Here is a 1,043-nt window from a genome sequence, read left to right as displayed (position 1 = left end):
ATCCGCCAGCGGATTGCGCAACAGTACCTGCATCAGGGCACCGGCCAACGCCAACAACCCCCCGGTAGAAAAGGCTGCCAACGCACGGGGCATCCGCAGCGACACAATCAGCTCCCGGTACAGTTCACTGCCGCCGCCGGTGGCTACCGCCCACAGGTCCTGCAGCGAAATCGACACACTGCCCACCGCCACCGACAGCAATAACGCCAACAGCCCAAGACTGGCCAGTCCCAACAGGGCGGGAATTGCCCGCTGCTTACTGACGGGCACGGGCAGAGTCCAGATGCCGACACAAGGTACGGGCACCGGTCAGCATTTGCGGCGTGGGCCGCTGCAATGTGGAGGGCGCGACAAAAAACAGATTGTCGTTTTTCACCGCTTGCAAGGTGGCAAATTGCCGCCAGGGGTCCAGCCAACCGGGATTATCTTCGCCCATGCCGCCCGCAACGATGGCCTGCGGGTTTTTCTCCAGCACCGACTCCTTGCTGATACGCGGCGCCAGCGTGGGCAGATCGGCAAACACGTTTACGCCGCCACATATCTGAATCGCTTCACTGATCAGATGCTCACGATTCACCGTCATCAATGGCTCTTCCCACACCTGGTAGAACACACTGATTTTTGACGCATCGGCGTAACGTTCACGCAGGGCATCAATGCCGGCACGGAACGCATCCGCCGCGCCCTGCCCAACCTGTTCCGTCCCCGCCAGCCGGGCAAACCGCTCCAGCGTGGTACCCACATCCGCAAACCGGCGCGGTTCGCTGTAATACACCGGTAGACCCAGGGCCTGCAGACGCTCCACCTGGGGCAACGGATTGCCACTGTGCCAGGCCACAATCAGGTCCGGCTTCAGCGCCAACACCGCCTCCAGATCCAGGCGCTTGTAGCTGCCTACCCGCGGTAACTTTTTCGCCGCTGGCGGGTAATCACTAAAACTCACCGCCCCGACCATTTGTCCGCCCGCGCCCGCCGCAAACAGCAATTCGGTGGCACCGGGGGACAAAGCCACGATGCGGCTGGCCGGTTTTTCCAGACAGAGC

Annotated in this window: 2 protein-coding genes; both read right to left on the bottom strand. The window is 62.0% G+C overall.

Annotated elements, in window-relative coordinates:
- The coding region (locus A3730_RS28470) for an iron chelate uptake ABC transporter family permease subunit (RefSeq protein ID WP_156501430.1) at positions 1-270 on the bottom strand (270 nt) is incomplete at its 3' end.
- On the bottom strand, positions 257-1,043 hold a 787-nt coding region (locus tag A3730_RS28465), incomplete at its 5' end, for a cobalamin-binding protein (RefSeq protein ID WP_063539414.1). The genes A3730_RS28465 and A3730_RS28470, both read right to left, overlap by 14 nt.

Source organism: Alcanivorax sp. HI0044 (assembly GCF_001634945.1).
This window is presented reverse-complemented; position numbering and strand designations above follow the sequence as displayed.